General features: G+C 40.0%; 23 protein-coding genes and 2 tRNA genes. 1 reads left to right on the forward strand and 24 read right to left on the reverse strand.

Annotation, left to right across the window (positions count from 1 at the left end):
* Positions 1-80: 80 nt before the first annotated feature.
* From RWN13_RS17605 to RWN13_RS17615, 3 genes are all read right to left on the reverse strand, one after another.
* A tRNA-Gln gene (locus RWN13_RS17605) sits at positions 81-151 on the reverse strand.
* Between the two features lie 10 nt (positions 152-161).
* Positions 162-242 (reverse strand) — tRNA-Tyr (locus tag RWN13_RS17610).
* A gap of 153 nt (positions 243-395) precedes the next feature.
* Positions 396-626, reverse strand: a complete 231-nt coding sequence (locus RWN13_RS17615) for a DUF2969 family protein (RefSeq protein ID WP_314066291.1) — start codon at positions 624-626, stop codon at positions 396-398.
* Between the two features lie 160 nt (positions 627-786).
* Between RWN13_RS17615 and RWN13_RS17620 the strand changes: the two genes are divergently transcribed.
* Positions 787-1,701 (forward strand): transporter, encoded by a 915-nt coding sequence (locus RWN13_RS17620; RefSeq protein WP_314066295.1) that lies wholly within the window; start codon positions 787-789, stop codon positions 1,699-1,701.
* A gap of 37 nt (positions 1,702-1,738) precedes the next feature.
* Here RWN13_RS17620 and RWN13_RS17625 read toward each other — a convergent pair whose 3' ends face one another.
* The 21 genes from RWN13_RS17625 to smpB all read right to left on the reverse strand — a co-directional run bounded on the left by RWN13_RS17625 (position 1,739) and on the right by smpB (position 19,014).
* Positions 1,739-2,389: a CBS and ACT domain-containing protein gene (locus RWN13_RS17625; protein ID WP_314066297.1), complete on the reverse strand. Its 651-nt coding sequence runs from the start codon at positions 2,387-2,389 to the stop codon at positions 1,739-1,741.
* A 3-nt stretch (positions 2,390-2,392) separates the two neighbouring features.
* Positions 2,393-3,097, reverse strand: coding sequence for an ABC transporter ATP-binding protein (locus RWN13_RS17630; protein WP_314066300.1), 705 nt, complete (start codon positions 3,095-3,097; stop codon positions 2,393-2,395).
* Positions 3,097-3,873: an ABC transporter ATP-binding protein gene (locus tag RWN13_RS17635; RefSeq protein ID WP_314066446.1), complete on the reverse strand. Its 777-nt coding sequence runs from the start codon at positions 3,871-3,873 to the stop codon at positions 3,097-3,099. The genes RWN13_RS17630 and RWN13_RS17635 overlap by 1 nt, the downstream gene beginning before the upstream one ends.
* A complete protein-coding gene (locus RWN13_RS17640) occupies positions 3,851-4,846 on the reverse strand; it encodes a branched-chain amino acid ABC transporter permease (protein ID WP_314066303.1) in 996 nt (331 codons plus the stop codon). Before RWN13_RS17640 ends, RWN13_RS17635 begins: the two co-directional genes overlap by 23 nt.
* A 10-nt stretch (positions 4,847-4,856) precedes the next feature.
* Entirely contained in the window at positions 4,857-5,744 is an 888-nt protein-coding gene (locus RWN13_RS17645) for a branched-chain amino acid ABC transporter permease (RefSeq protein ID WP_314066305.1), read from the reverse strand.
* Between the two features lie 115 nt (positions 5,745-5,859).
* Entirely contained in the window at positions 5,860-7,035 is a 1,176-nt protein-coding gene (locus RWN13_RS17650) for an ABC transporter substrate-binding protein (RefSeq protein ID WP_314066307.1), read from the reverse strand.
* A gap of 323 nt (positions 7,036-7,358) precedes the next feature.
* On the reverse strand, positions 7,359-8,231 hold the full coding sequence (locus tag RWN13_RS17655; RefSeq protein WP_314066310.1) for an ROK family protein: 873 nt from the start codon (positions 8,229-8,231) through the stop codon (positions 7,359-7,361).
* Between the two features lie 48 nt (positions 8,232-8,279).
* The gene (locus RWN13_RS17660; protein WP_314066311.1) at positions 8,280-8,735 is read right to left on the reverse strand and encodes a GNAT family N-acetyltransferase; all 456 of its coding nucleotides are present in this window, start codon (positions 8,733-8,735) and stop codon (positions 8,280-8,282) included.
* Entirely contained in the window at positions 8,707-9,009 is a 303-nt protein-coding gene (gene yidD, locus RWN13_RS17665) for a membrane protein insertion efficiency factor YidD (protein WP_314066313.1), read from the reverse strand. The genes RWN13_RS17660 and yidD overlap by 29 nt, the downstream gene beginning before the upstream one ends.
* A 166-nt stretch (positions 9,010-9,175) precedes the next feature.
* Entirely contained in the window at positions 9,176-9,355 is a 180-nt protein-coding gene (locus tag RWN13_RS17670) for a DNA-directed RNA polymerase subunit beta (RefSeq protein WP_314066316.1), read from the reverse strand.
* Between the two features lie 19 nt (positions 9,356-9,374).
* Positions 9,375-10,685: a UDP-N-acetylglucosamine 1-carboxyvinyltransferase gene (gene murA / locus RWN13_RS17675; protein ID WP_314066319.1), complete on the reverse strand. Its 1,311-nt coding sequence runs from the start codon at positions 10,683-10,685 to the stop codon at positions 9,375-9,377.
* 97 nt (positions 10,686-10,782) lie between these two features.
* Positions 10,783-11,022: a DUF1146 family protein gene (locus tag RWN13_RS17680; protein WP_314066320.1), complete on the reverse strand. Its 240-nt coding sequence runs from the start codon at positions 11,020-11,022 to the stop codon at positions 10,783-10,785.
* 362 nt (positions 11,023-11,384) lie between these two features.
* Complete coding sequence (locus tag RWN13_RS17685) at positions 11,385-11,804, reverse strand: F0F1 ATP synthase subunit epsilon (RefSeq protein ID WP_314066322.1); 420 nt, start codon at positions 11,802-11,804, stop codon at positions 11,385-11,387.
* A gap of 16 nt (positions 11,805-11,820) precedes the next feature.
* Positions 11,821-13,224 (reverse strand): F0F1 ATP synthase subunit beta, encoded by a 1,404-nt coding sequence (atpD, locus tag RWN13_RS17690; protein WP_314066325.1) that lies wholly within the window; start codon positions 13,222-13,224, stop codon positions 11,821-11,823.
* Positions 13,225-13,243: 19 nt separating this feature from the next.
* A complete protein-coding gene (locus RWN13_RS17695) occupies positions 13,244-14,164 on the reverse strand; it encodes a F0F1 ATP synthase subunit gamma (RefSeq protein WP_314066448.1) in 921 nt (306 codons plus the stop codon).
* Positions 14,165-14,181: 17 nt separating this feature from the next.
* Entirely contained in the window at positions 14,182-15,714 is a 1,533-nt protein-coding gene (gene atpA, locus RWN13_RS17700) for a F0F1 ATP synthase subunit alpha (protein ID WP_314066326.1), read from the reverse strand.
* A 34-nt stretch (positions 15,715-15,748) separates the two neighbouring features.
* Positions 15,749-16,291, reverse strand: a complete 543-nt coding sequence (atpH, locus tag RWN13_RS17705) for an ATP synthase F1 subunit delta (RefSeq protein WP_314066328.1) — start codon at positions 16,289-16,291, stop codon at positions 15,749-15,751.
* Positions 16,281-16,802: a F0F1 ATP synthase subunit B gene (gene atpF / locus RWN13_RS17710; RefSeq protein WP_314066329.1), complete on the reverse strand. Its 522-nt coding sequence runs from the start codon at positions 16,800-16,802 to the stop codon at positions 16,281-16,283. Before atpF ends, atpH begins: the two co-directional genes overlap by 11 nt.
* Before the next feature lie 86 nt (positions 16,803-16,888).
* Positions 16,889-17,104 carry a F0F1 ATP synthase subunit C gene (gene atpE / locus RWN13_RS17715; protein WP_314066330.1) on the reverse strand — a complete coding sequence of 72 codons (216 nt, stop codon included), beginning with the start codon at positions 17,102-17,104 and terminating at the stop codon, positions 16,889-16,891.
* Positions 17,105-17,152: 48 nt separating this feature from the next.
* Complete coding sequence (gene atpB / locus RWN13_RS17720) at positions 17,153-17,893, reverse strand: F0F1 ATP synthase subunit A (RefSeq protein ID WP_314066331.1); 741 nt, start codon at positions 17,891-17,893, stop codon at positions 17,153-17,155.
* Positions 17,894-18,552: 659 nt separating this feature from the next.
* On the reverse strand, positions 18,553-19,014 hold the full coding sequence (smpB, locus tag RWN13_RS17725) for an SsrA-binding protein SmpB (protein WP_314066332.1): 462 nt from the start codon (positions 19,012-19,014) through the stop codon (positions 18,553-18,555).

The following is a 19,014-nucleotide window of genomic DNA, read 5'->3' on the forward strand; positions in this document are numbered from 1 at the left end:
ATTTTATCTCTAAAGAAGAAAACGATAGGAATATCTTCGTTTTTCAGCAGCTTCCCTAATTTGAAAGTAGTTTTTTATAACTGGGCTAGCTGGATTCGAACCAACGATGACGGAGTCAAAGTCCGTTGCCTTACCGCTTGGCTATAGCCCAATATTAAAAATGGAGGAGAGTGGATTCGAACCACTGAACCCTAAGGAACGGATTTACAGTCCGTCGCGTTTAGCCACTTCGCTACTCCTCCAAGACAGGTTGTTTTAACCCGACTTCAATATAATAACCAATTTCCAAGAAAATTTCAAGTGTTATTTGCTATTTTTTTTATTTTTTTCAAAATTTAGTGAATTTTTTCAAAATAACAACACTTTTATTTCCCCAACAAATCGCTGTATCCCTTCTACTGGAAGAGATTCCAGTGACTAATTAAGGTTTCATAACCTTCGTCAAAAGATTTCACATATTTAGGACCTTCACCCTCAATAGTCACCACAAACTTACCGGATTCTAATTTTTCTACTTCACCAATAACTTTTTTACCAATATTCAGCTCATGAACATCTGCAGCCTGTCCTTTTGCATTTTGTTTTTTTTCTGTCACTGATACTTCGATATCTTTATTTTTTTTCATGCAATCAACTCCTCTTTTCAATTAACTCGGATAAATGGGGATCGAAATACTCCCAATAAATTTTCCATCCTATACAAGATACCACATATCCACCAAATTGTTAACTATCTAGTTGCAGATTCTTCTCTTTAGGTTGATAATAGTTAATAGGAGGTTAATTATGTCTACTATTCTATTAAATGCGTTTGGCTTGTTTTTAATTATTTTAGTTGGTTTTTTTCTAAAAAAAATGGGACTCGTCTCGAAATCAGATGGCAAAGTTTTGTCCAATATTATTGTAACGATCACATTACCTGCTACTGTCATCATTGGTATGAATACCATGGCAATCACGTCTGATTTCATTTTACTAGCGACAATTGCTGTGGCTATGAATCTTATCTTAGTGTTAACGGCTAAGTTCCTTTGGCGAAAAGACAGTTATTTAGATAGGGTCTTTTTTATGTATTGTATTTCCGGTTATAATGTGGGAAATTTCACCCTCCCTTTTATTCAAAGTTTTTACCCCCTAGCCCTACCGTATTTATTTATGTTTGATGTGGGGAATTGTATTATGATTGCTGGTGGTTCCAAAATACTCGTAGAAAGCAGCCATCCAGATTTTGATAAAAAGCAAGCGACTCAGTTACTGTCTCAGGCCTTGTTGCGCTCCATTCCTTTTATGACTTATTTGATCATGGTGATTTTAAGAGTGTTCGCCATCAGTTTGCCTGATTTTTCAATTGATATTTTCCAACTATTTTCCACGGCCAATGGGTTTCTTTCATTGTTGATGATTGGTATTTATTTAGAGTTGCGATTGCCAAAAACAGCCATGATGAAAGTGGTTGAAATATTATCATGGCGATATGCCTTTGCGGCCCTGTTTGCGGCTCTCTTCTACTTTGTCCTGCCTTTTGATAACCCTTTAGTTAAAATCGTCTTAACCGTCCTAGCATTCGCTCCTATCCCGACCTTCGCGGTCATTAACAGCGTAGCTGCCGGCATCAAGGAAGAAGTCACAGGCTTTATCTCATCGGTCAGCATTCTCCTTAGTCTCGGGATTATGACCCTTGTTATGATTTTAATCACCTAAAAAAAGCGATTCTCACCTTAAGATGAGAATCGCTTTTTTAGACGGCTTCTGTTTTGATTGAAGATAGTACGTTATAGCCTTTTTCTTTTAGAATAGTTCCGATCGTTCCTTCTTCGGCATTAGCCAATTGAACCACAATAGTCGGCTGTTTCTCGTTGCGATATACCACAATTTGAATCACATTGATATTATTCTCAGCAAATGTTTGGGCCAAATCAGCTAAAATTCCCTGATGGTCGTCTTGAACTTCGATGACCAGACGAACGCCATCTTGGTTGTAACCGGTGATTTCTAGAAAAGCATCAAAAATATCGTTGTTAGTAATAATCCCAACGATTTTGCCATCGCCACCACAAACAGGCAAGACGCCAACATTTTTCTGACGCATTTTATAGATGGCGTCTTCAAGTAAGGCACCCGCTTCAATCGTCTCTACTTGTTTAATCATCACATCGGCAACCGTTGTTTTATTTAGTAAGTAAGTTGCTTCATAAACACTTAAACTAGTCGCTTTAGATGGCATGGCTTCCTGAATTGTGCCTTCCGTCAACAATCCAATCATCTTGCCATTTTCAATCACAGGTAAGCGATGGATCTGATGTTCGTTCATCAGTTCTACGGCATCATTGATCTTCGTTTCTTTTGTGACCGTAATTAAATTGGTCGACATGTAATTTTCAACAATCATTTTTTACCCTCCTAAGTATGCTTTCTGCACGTCTTCACTCGCCAATAATTCTTGCCCCGTTCCACTTAGTACGATTTTACCTGTTTCCAAGACATAGCCGCGATTGGCAATTGACAATGCCATATTGGCATTTTGCTCAATTAACAAAACGGTTGTTCCCTGTTTTTGGATATCTTGGATAATATTAAAGATCTCTTTAATAAAGATGGGCGCCAATCCCATTGAGGGCTCGTCTAAGAGGAGTAATTTAGGTTGTGACATTAATGCTCGTCCCATCGCTAGCATCTGTTGTTCGCCTCCTGAGAGGGTCGAGGCGTCTTGCCCTTTTCGTTCGGCTAAAATAGGGAAACGCTCGAATACTTCTTTCATCATCCGTTTGTTTTCTTCCTTATTTTTTCGCAGGAACGCCCCCATTTCCAAATTTTCCAAGACGGTTAGACCTGGAAAAATATGACGTCCTTCTGGCACTTGGGACAGACCAGCAGCCACAATTTTCTGTGGTGGCACTTTTTCAATGGCCGTTCCTTCAAACTCAACAGTTCCAGTCGTTGGGCGAATTAATCCTGAAATAGTTCGCAAAATAGTCGTTTTGCCAGCGCCATTAGCTCCAACTAACGACACTATTTCACCTTGATTCACTTCAAAATCAATTTGTCTGACAGCCTCAATGACGCCGTAATGAACGGAGATATCTTTTACTTTTAACATTATAACTCACCGCCTAAATACGCTTGAATAACTTTTGGATTATTTTTAACTTCATCTGGTGTTCCTTTAGCGATTAATCTGCCGTATTCTAAGACATACAGTCGTTCACACACATCCATCACTAAAGACATGTCATGCTCGATCAGCAAAATGGTAATGCCGAATTCCTGTTGAATTTTTCGAATTAATTTGGTCAACTCAGCTGTTTCCTGCGGATTCATTCCTGCTGCTGGTTCATCAAGAAACAAGACCTTTGGCTCAGTTGCCAAAGCTCGAACGATCTCCAATCGTCGTTGCTCACCGTATGGCAGATTTTTAGCCAAGGTATCAACCTTGTCTTCTAAATCAAAAATAGCTAATAATTCAATGACTTTCTTACGCATTTCGGCTTCTTTCGTATAAAAGGCCGGTAAACGTAGCATACTCGTAAAAAGTCCCACTTTATTTTTACCATTCATGGCAATCAGAACATTATCCATCACCGTTAAGTCTTTAAATAAACGAATATTTTGAAAGGTTCGACTTAGTCCTAAGGCCGCAATCACATAAGGCTTTTTACCATTTAAGACTTCCTCATGGCCATCGACCATTAACTTGACCGTTCCTTCAGAAGGCTCATAAACGCCCGTCAATAAATTAAACAGCGTTGTTTTTCCAGCGCCGTTAGGGCCGATCAAACCGACTAATTCATTTTCAGCCAGTTCAATATTCACATTGGAAACAGCCGCCAAACCACCAAAGTTTTTAGTTAAATTACTTACTTCCAGTAGTGACATGGTCATCGCCCCCATCCTTTTTACTCAATAATTTTTTTACAGAAAATTCCCAGGTCCCAAGTAAACCACCTGGCTTAAAAATCATAATAATAATCAGCAATAATGAATAGATAATCATCCGCAGCTCACCAATATCACGTAGGAAATAATTTAAAATTCCTAATAAAATTGCCGCAACAAAGGTTCCTGTCAGGCTGCCAATCCCACCAAAAACGACGATGATTAGGATATCAACTGATTTCATAAAACCAAAATCTTTTGGGATAATCATTTGGACGTAACTGGCGTGCAGTGAGCCAGCAATACTGGCCGTCATAGCACCAATAATGAAGGCTGTTACTTTGTACTTAGTCGTATTAACACCCATTGATTCAGCAGCAATCTCATCTTCGCGAATGGCCAAGGTCGCTCGACCTGGTCCACTGTGAATATAGTTGGCAATCACCACTGTCGTTATGACCATAAAGACAAAGACCATTTGCCAATCAGCAAAGGCAGGAATCCCAAAGATACCGGCCGCGCCTCCTGTGGCAAACACACCTCCGGCTGACTGATCATTACCGTTAACAATCACAATTCTGATAATCTCCGAAATTCCCAGCGTGGCAATCGCTAAATAATCGCCTTTTAGACGCAAGGTTGGCACGCCTACCATACCAGCGACAGCGCCAGCAATCAACATACCCACTAAGATACTGACAAAAAAACCTAGAAGTCCTGGCAGTTTATTAGCGACCATACCAGTTGCATAGGCACCAATTGCCATAAAACCAGCATGACCTAATGAAAACTGACCTGAAAACCCAATAATCAAGTTCAAACCACTAGCCAAAATTACGTTGATTCCAATTGTAATCAATAAATCTTGAATAACCGGATTGACTAAGCCTACTTGTTGAAAAATAAAGATAATCAAATAAACAGCAACCGCTAGGCCTAGCCAGACAATGTTATATTTTAAATTCTTTTTCATCTGTCATCACCTAAACTTTCTCTTTAACATTTTTACCGAGTAAGCCCGCAGGTTTAATCAATAAAATGACGATGAGGATGCCGTAAACAATCGCATCCTTATACTGTGCCATACCTTCAATCGGCGAGCCGCTAATAAAGGTTTCAATCACCCCAATAGCAAAGCCTCCCAGTGCGGCTCCCGGAATGATACCGATGCCTCCGAAGACAGCTGCGACGAATGCTTTTAATCCTGGTGTAACACCCATCAGTGGATCAATACTATTGTAATATAGCCCGATTAGAACACCCGCTGCTGCTGCAAGGGCTGAGCCAATGGCAAACGTAAAGGAAATCGTGCGATCGACATTGATCCCCATCAATTTGGCTGCATCGGGATCCACACTAACGGCTCGCATGGCTTTTCCCATCTTCGTTCCCTTAACAATGAATTGCAACAAGATCATCAAGACAATTGTCGTTACCAAAATAATGACTTGGATATTGCTGATTTGAAACAGACCTAAATCATAGTTTTTTGGCTTAATGGCCTGTGGAAAAGACCTCACTTCTGGTCCAACAAAATAAACCATGACATTTTGAATCAGAAACGAAACGCCAATTGCTGTTATTAGGGCCGCGATTCTCGTCGATCCCCGCAAAGGTCGGTAAGCCAAAAATTCGATTAAAACTCCAATGATGGCACAAATAATCATTGACAGTAAGAGGGCCGGTAAAAACGGCAGTCCTACTTTTGAAATTAAATAATAGCCAGTGAATGCTCCCAACATGTATATTTCACCATGAGCAAAGTTAATCAATTTAATAATTCCATAGACCATCGTATAGCCTAGGGCGATTAGAGCGTAAATACTCCCTAGTGACAGCCCGTTAATCAGCTGTTGAAAGAATATATCCATAATGCATCCCTTCCATTCTAAAGTTATAAAGAGGGAGAGACAGTCGTCTCACCCTCTCCTTTTTGCCCATCGTCAGACGAGCGATTCATTTAATTTGTGTTCGACTTGTTACCTATTAAGGTTCAACAATATCAGAACTTGTTTCTTTTCCTTCAGTCAAGCCAATGACTACAGCGGCTTTTTCTGGATTATGATCTTTGTCCATTGACATTTTACCTGTCACACCAACAAAGTCTTTTAGTTTAGCTAACTCATCTTTAATTTTTACGCTGTCAGCTTCGCCAGCAGCTTCAATTGCATCTTTCAACATGTAAACAGAATCATAAGCTAAGGCATTAAAGGAGCTTGGTGTTTTGCCTTTGTATTCAGCTTTAAAGTCTTTGACAAACCCTTCCACTTTATCAGTGGCTGGAGCATTTTCAGAGAAATGAGAGGTGTAGTAAACTTCATTCACATTTTCAGCTCCGGCAATTTCCACTAATTTCGGATCAGAAAAACCATCTGCGCCAAGAATTGGTTGGGTAATTCCCATTTCGCGAGCTTGTTTAATAATCAAGCCTGCTTCTGTGTAATAACCTGGAATATAGATAAAATCAAACTCTTTGTCTTTGATTTTAGTTAAGGTCGCTTTAAAGTCCTTGTCTTTTTCAACAAAGTTTTCGTTGGCGACAATTTCGCCTTTAAATGTATCTGTAAAAGCCTTCGTTAAACCTTTACCATAGTCGCTAGAATTATCCCCGATAATCACGGCTTTTTTACCTTCTAAGTTATCTGAAGCATACTTAGCCAAGATACTACCTTGGAACGAATCTTGATAGCAAGTTCTAAAAATGAACTCTTGAACTGTTTCATTAGCCACTGTGATGGCATCGTCAGTGCCTGAAGGCGTAATAGCTGGTACTTGTGCTTTCGTCAAGTTAGGAATAGTCGCTTTGGTTGCGCCAGAAGTAGCTGGTCCGATAATTGCCACGACGCCATCATTTGTCAAACTGGCTGCGACCGATACGGCTTCACCTGTTTCTGACTTATTATCTTTAATGACTAGTTTGATTTTTTTACCTAAAATTCCACCGTCATCGTTAATTTTCTTAACCGCTAGTTCAATCCCTTCTTTTTCTTGAATCCCGTAGGCTGAAACAGCACCTGATAATTCTAAGTTAACGCCAATTTTGATTTCTTTATCATCTTTGCCAGTAGTATTGCCGCCACTTGCTGAGCCACTGCCGCCACCGCCACAAGCTGCCAATAGCAACATAGATGCTGCCATCAAAAATCCAAATTTTTTCTTCATAATAAAACCCCCGTGTATTAGTATCTCTTTTAAAATAAATTTAAGATGTATCTTAATATAAGGGATATTGCATCCAATGTCAAGAATTTTCTGACAATTCAATTTTGTTTATGCTTATCTGCATTTATTTATGACAAGCTTCTTTGTGCAGTTAATCTCAAAAAACACACTTGTGATGGGCGATTTGGGCCAGCTCTTCGTTTGACTCAAGGAAACCCACTGTTACTCTTTCACAAAATGACTAAAAAAGAGAGACTTTCTGTTCATCAAAAACTTGACAAATCAACAGATAGTCCCTCAATCGTTTCATATCACAATCGAAATTAGTTTGCTTGTTGGTAGAAATTTGCAACGGCACCAATTAGGTTGGCATCGTTTTTAAATTCGCAGGTTTTAATGACGGGTTTAAAATCAATAATCTCATGGTCAGCAAACAATTCCAGAACACGGCGATTAACTTCTTCTAACAAACCAGGTTTGGCAGATACGCCACCCCCAATTACAATACACTCTGGATCTAAGGTAAATTGTAAACTAAACACGCCTCTTGCTACATAGTTATAGAAGTTTTCAACTTCTTCTGCGGCAATCTCATCGCCCTCTGTGGCTAAGCGAAAGACATCCTTGCCCGAGAAACTCCCTTTTTCAACATGGTTCCGAAGGCAATAACGGTCAGCCATTTTTACAGCAGTCCCAACGCCACTAAAGGTTTGGTTCCCGTCTAGGTAAATTAACCCAAACTCGCCACCGTATAGATGGGCCCCTTTTTCAACTTTACCATTTTTAATAACCGCACCGCCTACTCCTGTTCCTAACACTAAAAACAAGACATCTTGATACTCACGTGCGGCGCCTCTCCAAACTTCCGCAATCCCTGCTGAATTGGCATCATTTTCAAAAGCCACAGGTAAACCGAAGTAATCTTCCAACTCTGCTTGAATTGGAAAGTGATGGATATAAGGAATCGCACTGATTCCTTCAATGACTCCTTTTTCACTATTGACTGCACCTGGTGCGCTAATAGCTACACCTTCTAGCAGCTCATCAGAAAAACGGTCTTTTACCGCTTTCATTTGCCTTTTAAGTTCCTGCCACGTATTGGGTGTCGGGAATTGATTTTGTTGCTCCAACCCCTCATTTTTCCACAATCCGTGCTTGATTCCTGTGCCACCCCAGTCGAATACTAAAACTGACATATTTTCCCCTCGCTTCATTATAATCTTTCAATTACGAGTATACCTTGTTTAAACTATTTTTTCTAGAATAAGTTGATTTTTTAGCAATTGGCCCTCTTCATAGATTGGCTCAGAATAATGATCGATAAAATAATTATTGACTACTTCTTTAACCGTGAATCCCAAGCTTTGATACAAGCCTAAGGCTGGACCAGAGATATCCCCTGTTTTGATAATAACTCGGACCGGGTTGGTCCCCTGACGAAGGTCTGCTATTCCGTAATTCAACAACTGACGACCGACGCCTTGCCCCTGGCTATCCTCATCAACAGCTAGATTCATTATTTCGTACTGATGGTCCCCTTGCTTTTGAATCGCCATTACCCCTATGACGGTTTCCTTCTCACGAAATAGAAACACCTTTGAAGAAGCAAGATAACGCTCCACTTTCCCCCGTTCAGGATCTGCTAAGAGCAGCAGCTCCCATGGGTATTCGTTAGTGTTTGTGATGACAGTGATGCTCATCTTTTAACCTCCGATCATAAGGGCCATGATATTCCTGATCTGGATTCCGTCGTACTGTAAATTTATAAGGCACATAATCGATCCCTCCACGAACGAAGGGATGACAGCGTAAGATTCTTCCTATCCCCATAACGAAGCCCTTAAAAGCACCATGAGTCCCGACTGCATCGACCATGTATTGAGAACAGGTAGGATGATAACGACAGCGACGAGGTAACCCTGGTGAAATTCGTTTTTGATAAAATCTAACGATGCTAATGATGACTCTTTTCATGGCTCTTCCCCTCGTTTATTATTCTTCTGACAGACTCACTTAACAGCTCTAAACTATTCTCTATTGAAATACTAATCCGTTACAAGCGATTTTAGTGGATATGCCTAGGGATTCAAACAATTCAGACAAAAAGCCATGAACAACTAATTGTCCACGGCCTTATTGCTTATTTAAAGAAATCAGTAATATGGGTCCAAGTCTCTTCTTTGAAGACATCCTTTGGTTTACCATCGCCGATAACGCCATAGCCAATCATCGTACCTGCTACAAATAAGCCGATGATCAATGCCATCACAATGATTATTTTCAATAATTGTTTTAGGACATATTTTGTCGAAGTACCCATCCCTAATCTCCTTGATTCTTTAGACTTTTTCTTTACTTGCTACTTTCGCGACTAAAACGTTACCTTCACTGTCATAACGCTCAATTTTAGCTCCAAGGCTTCTCAATTTCTCATGGAAATTGTAATAGCCACGGTCTAAATATTCTAAATGTGTCACTTTTGTTTGGTCTTCCGCCACTAATCCAACTAAGACAAGGGCCGCTGCGGCACGTAAATCAGTCGCAGCAACTTCTGCGCCATGCAAAGTTGAACGATTGTAAATGTAAGCCACATTATTATCAATTTTGAAATCTGCACCCATTTTAGCCATTTCAACCAAGTGTTGGTAACGGTTCTCAAAGACCGTTTCAGTTACCACACTGGTTCCTTCGGCTACGGTTTGCAACGCACTCATCTGCGCTTGCATGTCCGTTGGAAATCCAGGATGAGGCAACGTTTTAATATCCGTTGATTTTAAGGTTTTAGGTCCGATGACTCGAATCCCATCGCCTTGATCAATTACTTCAACACCCATTTCACGCAATTTTGATACTAAAGGACCATTGTGTTCAATCATCGCTTCTTCAATATAGACATCGCCTTCTGTCATGGCTGCCGCTACCATAAAGGTACCTGCTTCAATCCGATCTTGAACAATGCGATGAGAGACTGCCACTAAACGGTCAACACCCTCAATTTTCATCGTTTCTGTTCCTGCTCCACTGATTTTTGCCCCCATCTTATTCAAGACGTTTGCCAAATCAACAATTTCAGGTTCTCTTGCGACGTTTTCAATGGTCGTAGTGCCTTTTGCACGAACAGCCGCCATCATGATATTTTGTGTGGCGCCAACACTTGGGAAATCCAAGTAAATGCGAGCGCCGACTAGGCCATTCTCAGCATGAGCTTCAATATAACCGTCTTCTTGCTTGATTGTCGCTCCCAACGCTTGAAAACCTTTTAAATGCAAATCAATCGGACGTGAGCCAATGGCACAGCCTCCAGGCATTGCCACCCGAGCGTGATTGTTACGAGCCAAAAGTGGTCCCATCACAACAATTGACGCGCGCATTTGACTAACGTATTCATAAGGTGCCTCGTCCAATAGTGAACGACTTGCATCTATTGTCATCGTGTTGTTATCTTCATCAAAATTAATATCTGTATTTAAATGTTTAATTACTTCTTTCATCATAAAAACATCGGATAAGATCGGGACATTTTCTAACGTCGTCATTCCCTCTTCTGCCAATAGGCTGGCTGCTAAGATAGGCAAGACTGCGTTCTTCGCACCCTCAATTTTAACATTTCCTTTTAGCTGATTGCCGCCTTGAACAATAATATGATCCATCGTGTTCCCCCCAAGATATTTTCAAACAAACTCCGATTAGTATAACATACCTTGCGTATCATTTACAGTACAATCATCATATTTTAATATGACTGACTTATCTTTGTACCATTGTTAACATAAAATTACGCACTAATGTCATGCATTCCAAGAAGAAAGAGCTCGCTGCAAAACCAATTGCAAAGGATATCAGCAAGAATAGCATTCGAATTCGGGTCGTGTTTGTTTGTTTAAAGAAAGACTCTGTACGCAAGGATTGCATCGCCCAAAAAGTTAAATAGACAAATGCAAAATGACTGACTAATCTGACTAACGCATCAATTCCATAAGCTTGCATTACCAGGTCCATCCTTCCTTATTGAAAAGCTCTTTTTTATAAATCTCACTCTTAGAAAATTATCAGAACTTACTGTTCACCTAATTATCTCAGATGACTTATATCAAATAAAGCCGATCAGTATTTTTGAAACTGTTTATAGTTTAGCATAGTTACTGGAAAAAAAAAAGAAAGAGTACCTAAATAATAACCCTAAAGTAGCTAATTTACGCCATTCTTAACACTATACATACATTTAACGAACGAGTTATAAGTAGGATCTCTGATAAAAAAATGACAATACGTCTTTTAAAATAAAGATATATCGGCTCATATACCAAAAAACACCAGATAAGAATGAGCTCATTCATCTGGTGTTTTTTTTATTTACGCGATACGTTAATTCGGTTAATCGCGCGAGATAAAGCAACTTCAGCCCGGCGTAACTGATCAATATCGTGTTCTTTTTTAGCCTCTTCGATAATCTGTTCAGCTCGTTGTTTTGCACGCTCAGCCCTTGAGACATCGATATCACTTGGTTTCTCAGCACTATCAGCAATAATCGTCAGAATATTGTCACGTACTTCCATAATGCCGCCATTAATCGCCACGATATCTTGCTCTTTGCTGTCACGGTCATTTTTAATACGAACTTCATCAATCGATAATGGGACGATGATTGGGGCGTGGTTGGGTAAAATTCCCAACTCACCGTCAATCGTCCGAACCACTACTAATTGAGCTTCAGGATTCTCATAGCTAAGACCATCTGGAGTCACTATCTCTACTTTTAAGTGAGCCATAGTTCTACCTCCATTCCTAATAGCCTAATGTTTTGGCTTTTTCAACTACTTCTTCAATGCTACCAACACTACGGAAGGCTTCTTCTGGTAACTCATCGTACTTACCAGCCAGAATTTCTCTAAAGCCACGAACCGTTTCCTTAACAGGAACATAAGACCCTTTTTGGCCTGTAAATTGTTCTGCCACATGGAAGTTTTGCGATAAGAAGAACTGGATACGACGAGCGCGACCAACTAAGATTTTTTCTTCGTCAGACAACTCATCCATCCCTAAAATCGCAATAATATCTTGTAATTCACGGTAACGTTGTAAGATATGTTGCACTTCTGTTGCGGCTTTGTAATGTTCTTCCCCGACAATTTCAGGTGCTAAGGCACTTGAAGTTGAAGCAAGCGGGTCAACTGCAGGATAAATCCCCATCTCTGTTAAACGACGTTCTAAGTTTGTCGTCGCATCTAAATGGGCGAAAGCAGTGGCTGGTGCCGGATCGGTATAGTCATCGGCTGGCACATAAATCGCTTGAATCGAGGTGATAGACCCTTTTTGCGTAGAGGTAATTCGCTCTTGTAATTGCCCCATTTCTGTAGCAAGCGTTGGTTGGTACCCAACGGCTGAAGGCATCCGACCTAAAAGGGCAGATACTTCTGAGCCCGCTTGGGTGAAACGGAAAATATTATCGATAAACAATAACACGTCTTGACCTTCTACATCACGGAAATATTCCGCAATCGTCAAACCAGTTAGTGCAACACGCATCCGTGCACCTGGTGGCTCGTTCATCTGACCAAAGACCATGGCAGTCTTTTCAATAACACCAGATTCTTTCATCTCGTAATAAAGGTCATTTCCTTCACGAGTTCGCTCACCAACGCCGGTAAATACAGAAATCCCACCATGTTCCTGGGCGATATTATTAATTAGTTCTTGGATTAAAACGGTTTTACCAACACCGGCACCACCGAAGAGTCCGACTTTACCACCTTTTAAGTAAGGAGCAAGTAAATCGATGACTTTAATCCCTGTTTCCAACAGTTCAGAACTTGTTGCTAATTCAGAAAAAGTTGGTGCTTTTTTATGAATACTGCTTTTTTCAACATCATCGGCAAATGGTTTTTCCAAATCTATGGTTTCGCCTAATACGTTAAAGACACGACCTAACGTCTCTTTACCGACAGGGACAGAAATAGACGCACCTGTGTCAAGTACTTCCATTCCTCTTTGTAAGCCATCTGTTGATTCCATGGCGATTGAGCGAATAACCCCATCACCAAGTTCAAGAGCGACCTCTAAGACAACCTTTTGTTTCGAATTTGCTTTGTAGACAATTAACGCATTGTTAATGTCTGGTAAGGATTGATCTAATGGAAACTCCACGTCGACAACGGGACCGATTACTTGAACAATCTTGCCTGAATTCATTCCACATTTCCTCCCGTCACTACTCTAATGCCGCTGCTCCGCCAACGATTTCCGTAATTTCTTGGGTAATCGCCGTTTGGCGGGCACGGTTATATGAAATAGTTAAATCGTCAATAATATTTTTTGCATTATCTGTTGCGCTCTTCATCGCAGTCATCCGTGCGGCATGTTCAGCCGTTTTAGCATCTAAAATTGCGCCATAAATCAGACTTTCTGCATACTGAGGTAATAATTTGTCAAGAATCGCTTCTTCACTTGGCTCAAGAATATACTCAAGCTCATAATCTTTGACCTCACCTGCATCCAAATCAGAAATAGGTAGCATTTTTTCAGCTCGAAACTGTGAAGCCAGTGAGTTAATATGGTGATTGTAACACACATATAACTCATCAAAGACTTCATTTTCATACATTTGAACCGCTGCTTTTACAATCTTACGGACTTCTTCAAAGGTTGGATGATCGCTTAAACCACGAAGTTCATAGGCCATATTCATGCCGCGGCTCTTAAAAAATTCTGCCCCTGCACTGCCAATAGCCATCATGACATACTCTTGATCACTGTCATGGTCTTCCGCTAACATGTTCAACGTTTGTTTGATTACCGAGCTGTTGTAACCACCCGCTAAACCTTTATCCGCTGTAATCACGATATAACCTGTTTTTTTAATAGGTCGCGATACTAACATACTGTGATAGTCATCTGGATCTACATCTTCAAATAAATCGACTTCTGCATCCCCTTCAATGTATTCAAGCTGAGTAGCTGCCAAATGAGTGACAATTTCCCTGACTTTTTCTGAATACTTTTGAAAGTTTCGTGATGAGGCTTCGGACTTATTTAATTTTGAACCAGAAACCATCTGCATAGCACTCGTAATTTGGCTGGTTTTTTTGGTCGAGGTGATTTTTCGTTTAATTTCAATTAATGATTCAGCCACACTCATTCACCATCCTTCTATGCGTCAGCACTCTCCGCTACCTTATTGGTTGCCAGGAACATCCCTTGATATTCGCTGATAGCGGCATCAAGATCAACTGATTCAGGCAGATTTTTCGTTTCACGAATATGAGCAAATAAATCTGGGTAATTATCGTCAATAAAATCAAATAATTCCTTTTCAAAACGTAAAATATCATCTACTGGAATACTGTCTAGGAACCCATGAGTTAAGGCGTATAAGATTGTCACCTGTTTCTCAACGGCAATCGGACTGTGAATGTCTTGTTTTAAGATTTCAACGGTTCGACGGCCACGGTTTAATTTAGCTTGTGTTGCCGCATCTAAGTCAGAACCAAATTGGGTAAAGGCTTCTAACTCACGATAACTGGCCAAATCAAGACGTAATGTCCCCGCTACTTTTTTCATTGCTTTAATTTGAGCAGACCCACCAACCCGCGACACGGATAAACCAGCATCAACGGCCGGGCGTACACCGGAATAAAACAAATCATTTTGCAAATAAATTTGCCCATCAGTGATCGAAATCACGTTTGTTGGGATATAAGCTGAAATATCGCCAGCCTGAGTTTCCACAAATGGTAAAGCAGTCATTGAACCGCCACCTAAATCATCACTTAACTTGGCAGCCCGTTCCAATAAACGTGAGTGCAAGTAGAACACATCTCCGGGGTAAGCTTCCCGACCTGGAGGTCGACGTAAAAGCAAGGACAGTTCACGATAAGCGGCGGCTTGTTTAGATAAATCATCGTAAACAACCAACACGTGCTTACCTTGATACATAAATTCTTCACCGATCGCTGCACCAGCATATGGGGCGATATAGAGAAGTGGTGCTGGCTGTGAAGCACTGGCAGTGACGACAATCGTATAATCCATGGCGCCATAACGTTTTAAGGTTTCTACCTGAGCTCTGACCGTTGATTCCTTTTGGCCAATGGCCACATAAATACAGATCATATCCTGACCTTTTTGATTAATAATCGTATCAATCGCAATGGTTGTTTTCCCTGTTTTACGGTCACCGATAATCAGTTCACGTTGGCCACGACCTACTGGCACTAACGCATCAATGGCTTTTAGGCCTGTCTGCAGGGGTTGATCAACGGACTGACGCTGCATGACACCTGGTGCTGTTGCTTCAATTGGGCGAGTCTTCGTGGTTTTAATATCACCAAGACCATCAACTGGCAGCCCAAGAGCGTTAATCACGCGGCCAATCATGGCTTCACCAACCGGCACTTCCATAATCCGGCCTGTCCGTTTGACTTTATCGCCTTCGCGAATGGTTTCAAAATCTCCTAGAATAATAATCCCAACATCATTTGACTCCAAGTTTTGAGCCATTCCAAATGAGCCATTTGAAAATTCTAATAGTTCACCACTCATGGCATTCTCTAAACCGTAGGCACGGGCAATTCCGTCACCAACATAGGTCACGACACCGACTTCGTCCACGGCTAAAGCATCTGCGTAGTTGGCAATCTGCTGTTTAATGAGCGCACTAATTTCTTTTGCTTTGATGCTCATTGATTTTCACCTCTTTTTTCTCATTTCACTAAAACTACTTCAACAGCTCTTTGTGCATCGCATCTAATTGTTTTCTAACACTATTATCAATTACTTTGTGATTGGCACTGACGATTAAACCGCCTAAAATATCGGGATCGATTTTTTTCTTTAATTTTACTTTTTTATAGTCATAACGTTTGGCAATCTCTTCTTCGATCCGCTTCTCTTGTTCGTCTGTTATTTCAACAGCAGACGTGACTTCAGCAATCAGGATCCCTTTGTTATCATAATAAAAGTGTTCGAATTCATCGATGATCTGAGGAATTTCCGCCATTCGACCATACTCATAAATCACTCGTAAAAATTTAGAAACAGTCTCACCAAAATCTTTATCAAGTTCATGCAAAATATCCACTTTTTCAAAAGGTTCTAAACGGTCGTCACTTAAGATGCGACCTAGTTCAGGCACTTCTTCATAAATTTCTCGTAAGGCTACTAACTCTTCATGGATTTCATCTAAATGATGTTCTTCTTTAGATGTGTCATAAAGAACTTTCCCATAACGACGATCAATCGTTAAGTTCTCAGTCTTCATTTTGCAATCCCAGCCCTTCAATATAAGAATTAATTAATTCAGTATGAGTCTCTTTATTTAATTCTTTCTTCAATATCTTACTGGCTACTTGAATGGATAAATCTGCTACTTCTCGACGGGCAGATTCGATTAGCTGTTCTCTTTCTATCGCGATGTCTTTATGTGCTTTATCACGATAATTTTGTGCTTCACGTCTTCCATCTGCCACGATTGTATCAGCACTGTGTTCGGCATTTTCTTTCGCGCGTTTAATGATAGCAGCAGCTTCCGCTTTTGCTTGATTTAACTCGCTTTCACTTTTCTTAGCAAACTCATCAGCTTCTAGTTTGGCTTGTTCAGCCCCATCAATTTCATTGGCGATTTTGGTTGCTCGGTCCTCGAGCATCTTCGTAATCGGCCCCCACGCAAACTTTTTTATTAGCAGCATCAGGAGTAAAAATGACAAACTTACAAAAAGCATCGTAGTGAACGTAGTAGTTGGAACACTACCTACGACTAAATGGTTGATCATAATCGCTCGCACTTCCTCTCTCACTTATATAGAAAGAAAGCAGAGACGGTTGTCCGAAAGTTCGGCGTCCTGCCTTCGTGTGTGTATTAACCTAAGAATACTAATAATAACGCTACAACAATCCCTAAAATTGGCACAGCTTCAATTAAACCAGCACCGATAAACATCGTACTTCTTAATTCACCAGACATTTCTGGTTGGCGAGCCATACATTCCAATGTTTTAGATATAACTTTTCCGTTACCATAAGCGGCCGCGATTGCTGACCCGAAAACTGCGATAGATGCTGCGATGTAATTCATAATAAATTTCCTCCTAAAAATAACTTTATATTATTTTTTTTTTGTAATTTAGTGTTCTGCTACCACTTTATGTGAGAGATACACCATTGATAATGTGACGAAAATAAACGCTTGGATCGCGCCGATAAAGACTGAGAATCCTATCCAAATCATCTGTAAGGGCAGGGCTGGGATAAAGGTAAAGAACCCCTTGCTGTCTGCAAGACTTGAAATCAACGTCAATAGGACTTCCCCAGCATAAATGTTTCCATAAAGACGGAGGCCTAATGTTAAAACGTTGGTAAATTCTTCCATCAATTTTATTGGCATTAAGAATTTAGCTGGTTCTGCAAAACTGTTGTGGAAATATTGTTTAATGCCGAATTTTTTCATTCCGAAATAATTCGTTAATAGAATCACGATTGCCGCAAGCGTTAAGGTAACTAACGGATCCGCAGTTGGACTCTTCCAATAAACGATTTCTTCTCCCTGTGGGTTATGCATACCAATTTTTGTCACCAAACCTAGAATGTTGGACACAAGAATAAATAGAAATAAGGTAAACGCCAGTAAATGATAATTATTTACTTCTTTACTCGGCAAGTTATCAGACAATATCTTGCGAACAAAATCGATGACCATTTCCAAAAAGTTCTGTTTCCCAGTTGGTTTCAGTTGTAGATTTCGAGAACAGAAATAAACGACGCCGAAAATAAGCGCACATGTCAGCAAAATCATCAAACATACTGTGACATCGACATCTAGTCCTGACCCAAAAACATCTCTAACAATCCAGGATGATTCTTCCATATTACTTCACCTCTTTTCCAAAGAGAAGATTATAAAAATAACAAAGTTAATAGAGAAAAAGTTTGTATAAGTTTTAACTTATCGGACTATTACTTATTGCTATTCAACATTGCTTATGATACCACCATTGTGATTAAAAGACAAAGCTTTTTCATGAAAATTATCATTTTTTCATAAACAAAATGTCAAGGCAATCATTTGTTACTCTTTTTAATCAATCTCCTTAGGTTTTTGCATTTTTTATTCACTTGTTCAATTCACTATTCCCTAACCTTATGTACTCATTTCTCCTCTCGCATAAAAAGTCACCTACGCTTCTATCGTAACAAATATTTAGCGCTTTTAAAAGAAATATGTGAATTTATCTCACTAAAACTTGCTAAACTGACGCTAGTTGATAGAAGGAAAGTAAAATAACTGGTTTTAGTTACTTAATTAGCGTGATATTCACAACTAGTTGACCCAAAGAAACGAACATCCGCTTCTTTAGTTTACCATTAAAACAAGGGACAGGGTAATTTTCGGCTTAAAAATAGAGCCAGGAAATCACCTGACTCTCATTATTTTTATCATTTGTTCCAAAATCAAGTTACCACTCACTACCGGGCAATCAGTCTAATAGTAGTTATCGGTCATATTGACCGATAGTTAAGGACAATTTAGTATCTATTTTTTAATGTCCGATCTATTTCACGGTTAATATCTTTACGTTTTAGATCTTCCCGCTTATCGTATTGTTTTTTCCCTTTTGCAATGCCAATTAGTACTTTGGCAAATCCGTTTTTAATATAAATCTTTAAAGGAATTAAGGTGACGCCGGTATTCTTAGTTTCGCCAATTAAACGGTCGATTTGTTTGCGGTGCATCAATAATTTGCGTGTTCGTAACGGGTCATGATTAAAAAGATTGCCTTGTTCATAGGGACTGATATGGACATTTGATAAGTAGACCTCCCCATTTCGGACACGAGCAAAGCCGTCTTTTAAATTGATACGAGCGGCACGAATCGCTTTGATTTCCGTTCCTTTGAGAACGATTCCTGCTTCGATCGTGTCGATAATGGTAAAGTCATGACGCGCTTTTCGATTTTGAGCAATTAACTGCCCCTCTCCTTTTGGCAT

Origin of the sequence: uncultured Vagococcus sp. (genome assembly GCF_963518325.1) — a bacterium.
Lineage (GTDB): Bacteria > Bacillota > Bacilli > Lactobacillales > Vagococcaceae > Vagococcus_D.

Coding starts and splice junctions, on each gene's coding strand:
- RWN13_RS17650 (WP_314066307.1), bottom strand. CDS start 7,035: ATGAAGAAAAAATTTGGATTTTTGATGGCAGCATCTATGTTGCTATTG.
- RWN13_RS17680 (WP_314066320.1), bottom strand. CDS start 11,022: ATGCAAGCTTATGGAATTGATGCGTTAGTCAGATTAGTCAGTCATTTT.
- atpA (WP_314066326.1), bottom strand. CDS start 15,714: ATGAGCATCAAAGCAAAAGAAATTAGTGCGCTCATTAAACAGCAGATT.
- atpB (WP_314066331.1), bottom strand. CDS start 17,893: ATGGAAGAATCATCCTGGATTGTTAGAGATGTTTTTGGGTCAGGACTA.
- RWN13_RS17655 (WP_314066310.1), bottom strand. CDS start 8,231: ATGTCAGTTTTAGTATTCGACTGGGGTGGCACAGGAATCAAGCACGGA.
- RWN13_RS17645 (WP_314066305.1), bottom strand. CDS start 5,744: ATGGATATATTCTTTCAACAGCTGATTAACGGGCTGTCACTAGGGAGT.
- RWN13_RS17660 (WP_314066311.1), bottom strand. CDS start 8,735: ATGAGCATCACTGTCATCACAAACACTAACGAATACCCATGGGAGCTG.
- RWN13_RS17625 (WP_314066297.1), bottom strand. CDS start 2,389: ATGATTGTTGAAAATTACATGTCGACCAATTTAATTACGGTCACAAAA.
- yidD (WP_314066313.1), bottom strand. CDS start 9,009: ATGAAAAGAGTCATCATTAGCATCGTTAGATTTTATCAAAAACGAATT.
- RWN13_RS17635 (WP_314066446.1), bottom strand. CDS start 3,873: ATGTCACTACTGGAAGTAAGTAATTTAACTAAAAACTTTGGTGGTTTG.
- RWN13_RS17620 (WP_314066295.1), top strand. CDS start 787: ATGTCTACTATTCTATTAAATGCGTTTGGCTTGTTTTTAATTATTTTA.
- RWN13_RS17640 (WP_314066303.1), bottom strand. CDS start 4,846: ATGAAAAAGAATTTAAAATATAACATTGTCTGGCTAGGCCTAGCGGTT.
- atpE (WP_314066330.1), bottom strand. CDS start 17,104: ATGAATTACATCGCAGCATCTATCGCAGTTTTCGGGTCAGCAATCGCG.
- murA (WP_314066319.1), bottom strand. CDS start 10,685: ATGGATCATATTATTGTTCAAGGCGGCAATCAGCTAAAAGGAAATGTT.
- RWN13_RS17670 (WP_314066316.1), bottom strand. CDS start 9,355: ATGGGTACTTCGACAAAATATGTCCTAAAACAATTATTGAAAATAATC.
- RWN13_RS17630 (WP_314066300.1), bottom strand. CDS start 3,097: ATGTTAAAAGTAAAAGATATCTCCGTTCATTACGGCGTCATTGAGGCT.
- atpH (WP_314066328.1), bottom strand. CDS start 16,291: ATGAAGACTGAGAACTTAACGATTGATCGTCGTTATGGGAAAGTTCTT.
- atpF (WP_314066329.1), bottom strand. CDS start 16,802: ATGATCAACCATTTAGTCGTAGGTAGTGTTCCAACTACTACGTTCACT.
- RWN13_RS17685 (WP_314066322.1), bottom strand. CDS start 11,804: ATGGCTCACTTAAAAGTAGAGATAGTGACTCCAGATGGTCTTAGCTAT.
- smpB (WP_314066332.1), bottom strand. CDS start 19,014: ATGCCAAAAGGAGAGGGGCAGTTAATTGCTCAAAATCGAAAAGCGCGT.
- RWN13_RS17615 (WP_314066291.1), bottom strand. CDS start 626: ATGAAAAAAAATAAAGATATCGAAGTATCAGTGACAGAAAAAAAACAA.
- atpD (WP_314066325.1), bottom strand. CDS start 13,224: ATGAATTCAGGCAAGATTGTTCAAGTAATCGGTCCCGTTGTCGACGTG.